3 protein-coding genes and 1 riboswitch are annotated in these 4,395 nt (G+C 46.6%); all 3 genes read right to left on the bottom strand.

Annotation, left to right across the window (positions count from 1 at the left end; all coding sequences use genetic code 11):
* Window positions 1-146: 146 nt before the first annotated feature.
* The gene (locus CLOSYM_RS03880) at window positions 147-836 is read right to left on the bottom strand and encodes a response regulator transcription factor (RefSeq protein WP_003498063.1); all 690 of its coding nucleotides are present in this window, start codon (window positions 834-836) and stop codon (window positions 147-149) included.
* Entirely contained in the window at window positions 833-2,320 is a 1,488-nt protein-coding gene (locus CLOSYM_RS03875) for a sensor histidine kinase (protein ID WP_003498065.1), read from the bottom strand. Before CLOSYM_RS03875 ends, CLOSYM_RS03880 begins: the two co-directional genes overlap by 4 nt.
* Window positions 2,321-2,738: 418 nt before the next feature.
* Window positions 2,739-3,932, bottom strand: a complete 1,194-nt coding sequence (gene metK, locus CLOSYM_RS03870; protein WP_021641036.1) for a methionine adenosyltransferase — start codon at window positions 3,930-3,932, stop codon at window positions 2,739-2,741.
* Window positions 3,933-4,040: 108 nt separating this feature from the next.
* Window positions 4,041-4,190, bottom strand: a riboswitch (SAM riboswitch).
* Window positions 4,191-4,395 lie beyond the last annotated feature (205 nt).

Raw genomic sequence — 4,395 nt, 5'->3', positions numbered from 1 at the left:
CAAATCCCACCCCAACTATTGACAAAGAGCCAAAGAAGGATACTGCAAAACCAGCTAATGCTGACTTTGCAGTATCCTCCTTTAATGAAGGCGATGACCAGTGCGCAGGGCGTACAGGTTATCGTTTATTTCCTCATGGGCGTACATTAAACCTTAAACCGGTATCCAACTCCCCAAATCGTCTCAATATACTGCGGTTTCGCCGTATTAAACTCAATCTTCTCCCTGATTTTTTTAATATGCACCGTAACCGTAGCGATATCTCCCAGCGATTCCATATCCCAAATCTTGCTGAAAAGCTCTTCCTTTGTAAAGACATGGTTCGGATTCTGGGCGAGGAATGCCAGCAGGTCAAACTCTTTCGTAGTAAAATTCTTCTCTTCCCCGTTGATATAAACGCGTCTTGCCGTCTTATCGATCTTCAGTCCCCTGATTTCAATTATCTCATTCTCGGGTGTTCCGCTGCCAATCAGGCGTTCATATCTGGCCATATGGGCTTTTACTCTGGCAACCATCTCGCTGGGGCTGAAGGGCTTCGTAATATAGTCATCCGCGCCCAGGCCCAGGCCTCTTATCTTGTCAATGTCGTCCTTTTTCGCCGACACCATAATAATCGGGGTGTTTTTCACTTCCCGTACCTTTTTGCAGATCTCAAAGCCGTCTATGCCGGGAAGCATCAGATCCAGAATCAGCAGATCAAAATCTTCTTCCAGGCCGCGCTTTAACCCCGCTTCCCCGTTGTTCTCCATCTCCACCTCAAACCCGGAAAGTTCCAGATAATCCTTTTCCAGCTCTGCGATGCTTTCTTCGTCTTCAACAATTAAAATTCTGCTCATTCCTGAATAACCTCCTGGTATTTTCTAAGCACAAAATGAACTTCCGTGCCAATTCCTTCTTTACTCGTAGCCCAAATCCTGCCGCCATGATCTTCTATAATCTTTTTCACAATCGACAGGCCGATGCCGCTTCCGCCTTTGGAAGAATTTCTCGAGGAATCCGTCCTGTAAAAACGGTCAAATATAAACGGCAGATCCTTGGCCGCAATGCCTTTTCCGTTATCCTCTATCACAATCTGGATAAAATCACCGTCGTCCTTAATCCGAATATTAATGATTCCTTTTTTCTTGTCCAGATATTTTAAGGAATTACCGATGATATTATTAATCACACGCTTCATCTGCTCCGCATCGGCAATGATCATAACATCATTATCGACATAGTTGAAATATCCCAGCTCGATACCCCTGGTCTCCATGTCGAGCCCCACATCCTCCAGACAGTCACCGAAATATTCTGCCACATTAATCTTCGTATAGTTATATGGTATCTTATTCGTATCAATCTTGGAATAGAAGGTAAGCTCGTCAATCAGGCGATCCATATCATTCGCTTTATTATAAATCGTTTTAATGTATTTATCCAGCTTCTCCGGCGATGAGGCCACACCGTCCTGAATTCCCTCGACATATCCTTTGATTGCCGTAATCGGGGTTTTCAAATCATGGGAAATGTTACTGATCAGCTCCTTGCTCTCTTTATCATACTGGAGCTTCTCCTCCGATGACTCCTTCAGTCTCAGCCGCATCTCCTCGAAATCCTGGCAGAGCATGCCAATCTCATCTTCATTGTCCACATCCAGGGTAAAGTCCAGATTGCCGTCCCTGATCTGCTTCGTTGCCTCCTGCAGCTTATTCAGCGGCTGCAGCAGCGCCCTGTATACCCACATAATCAATATTCCGGCGGTAAAACAGATAATCAGTACACCCACCAGCATCATCTCACTGATCATGGTCTTAATCTCGGGAACATAATCACCGACATTCGTCACGATAAACAGGCTGCCCTGTTCCCCGTCAGTATACTTGAAATCAATCTGTTTTAAAAGGTGCTGCTCCTCTCCGTCCATATAAAAACCGCCGGACGCATTGGCTTTATAATCATCATAGGGAGAGAGCTGTTCCGCAAGCTCATACCCCTCTTCCGACCCGGAAAAGACAATCTCGTCTCCCCTTCTCAGAATCAGATAGGAGTACTTCTTCTCCAGCTCACTGTTTAAAGACTCCAGATACTCCGGATTGTCAAAGACAGCCGGATCCTCATCCACTGCCTTCCGGATTGTATTGTAAACTCCCTGTGTCAGACGGTTGAATACCTGCATGGAATTGCCGGAGAGCAGATCAATTTGCTCATTCAGGCCGTAGTTCTTCTGAAAAGAACGGCCCTGATAATTTACAAGTCCCATTACGGCAATGTATATCAGAGCGATAGGAACTACGGTAATTGTGATAAATGCAATTGCAAGACGTGTTTTGATCTTCATGTAATATCCTCCCGCAGCACTCCCTCACAGGAGTCAGAAAAATATGAGAAAACCCGTGGCATCGGAATAAAGTGTTACCACAAAAAAACTTCGGCGGTTTTCTCATATCTTTTCATTTTCTTAATCATAAGTATACCATATTTTGATAGCTTCGTTTCTAAAAGTATTATAAAATATTCATCCTATTTCCTGCAAAATGCCCTGTTTATGGTACTTTTGGCACTGTCATACAGAATCATCCGCAAAAATCCCCGGCTTTTGCGGCAGCAAAGGACATCCCCCGGAATATTATCTATACCGGACAACGGTAACCTGCACGCTCCGCGCACGGTTCACCGCCATCAGTAAAGGACCCGGTCTGACGACCGGGCCCCCTGTTATGGTTCAATTGTTTCATTGTTTATTATTTATTATTTATTCAGTTATTTAAATAACTTCTGAGCAGCTCCGCCTTATCCAGCTTCTCCCACGGAAGATCCAGATCGTTGCGGCCAAAATGGCCGTATGCCGCCGTCTGTTTATAGATTGGACGACGCAGATCCAGCATTTTGATAATTCCGGCCGGGCGAAGGTCGAAATGCTTGCGGATAATTCCGACCAGTTCCTGATCGCTCAGTTTCCCCGTTCCAAAGGTATCAACCATAACGGAGGTGGGCTGTGCGACGCCGATGGCATAGGATAACTGGATTTCACATTTTGCCGCCAGTCCGGCTGCAACTATATTCTTAGCTACATAGCGGGCCGCATACGCTGCCGAACGATCAACCTTGGTGCAGTCCTTGCCGGAGAAGGCTCCGCCGCCGTGGCGGGCATATCCGCCGTAAGTATCAACGATAATTTTGCGGCCTGTCAGACCACTGTCGCCATGAGGTCCTCCGATTACGAACCGGCCTGTCGGGTTGATAAAGAATCTGGTCTCGGAATCAATCATTCCGGAGGGCAGAATCGGATCAAACACATGGCGTTTAATATCCTTATGAATCTGTTCCTGGGAAACAGCTTCGTCATGCTGTGTGGACAGGACGATTGTATCAAGGCGGATCGGCGTGCCTTTCTCATCATACTCCACCGTTACCTGTGTCTTGCCGTCCGGGCGCAGATAAGAAAGTGTTCCATTCTTTCGCACCTCGGTAAGACGGCGGGCCAGCATATGCGCCATATAAATCGGGTAAGGCATGTATTCTTCCGTCTCATTTGTCGCATATCCGAACATCATACCCTGATCGCCTGCTCCGATTGCCTCCAGTTCTTCATCAGACATCTTGTTTTCTTTGGCCTCCAGAGCCTTGTCCACTCCCATGGCAATATCAGTAGACTGCTCGTCGATGGCTGTAATTACACCGCAGGTGTCACAGTCAAAACCGTATTTAGCCCTGTCATATCCAATCTCACGCACTGTTTCACGCACAATTTTCTGAATATCCACATACGCATGTGTGGTGATCTCACCCATAACCATAACAAGGCCTGTGGTTGTTGCTGTCTCGCAGGCAACGCGGCTCATCGGATCCTGTGCAAGCAAAGCATCCAGGATAGCATCGGAAATCTGATCGCACATTTTATCCGGATGTCCCTCGGTAACTGACTCAGATGTAAAAAGTAGTTTTTCCATTATTGTCCTCCTTTAAATTGTTGATGGCAGCCGCACTGAGCGCGCCGGCCATTTTGGGGTAAAAGAAAAGTCCGTAGCAATACGGACTTGATCATAGCCTATCAAATCCTCTTATTGCTCGATTAACCGAATTCTTCCGGCTCCTCGCTCAGGCTGGCACCTTCCGTTCCCTGCCGTCCGGACTTATCGTCCTTCCTGCTTAAACGGGGTTGCCGTGACTTCACAGATCCTTTGTATCTCCATCACTCTGAATAAGGGATATTACGTACTTTTCAATTTTAATTAACTGCAACATGTACGATATCATACTCTCTTTATTATGTCAAGTGATATCCAGAAATATATAGATTTAGTTAAGCAGGTGAGGACGCCGCCGGTACGGCCAGCGGACGGGGTGGTGGGGTGGTATTATGAGTCTTTCGTCCCCGAGGAAGATTGTCGTGGTTTGGGGCTGCGGGCGAAG

The sequence above is a fragment of the [Clostridium] symbiosum ATCC 14940 genome, from assembly GCF_000466485.1.
Classification (GTDB): Bacteria; Bacillota; Clostridia; order Lachnospirales; family Lachnospiraceae; genus Otoolea; species Otoolea symbiosa.
Note: the sequence above shows the minus strand (reverse complement) of the source record. Positions and strands in the feature narration are given on the sequence as shown.

Bases quoted from the DNA above. Each gene is read 5' to 3' on its own strand.
- CLOSYM_RS03880 (WP_003498063.1), bottom strand. From the start codon at position 836: ATGAGCAGAATTTTAATTGTTGAAGACGAAGAAAGCATCGCAGAGCTG.
- CLOSYM_RS03875 (WP_003498065.1), bottom strand. From the start codon at position 2,320: ATGAAGATCAAAACACGTCTTGCAATTGCATTTATCACAATTACCGTA.
- metK (WP_021641036.1), bottom strand. From the start codon at position 3,932: ATGGAAAAACTACTTTTTACATCTGAGTCAGTTACCGAGGGACATCCG.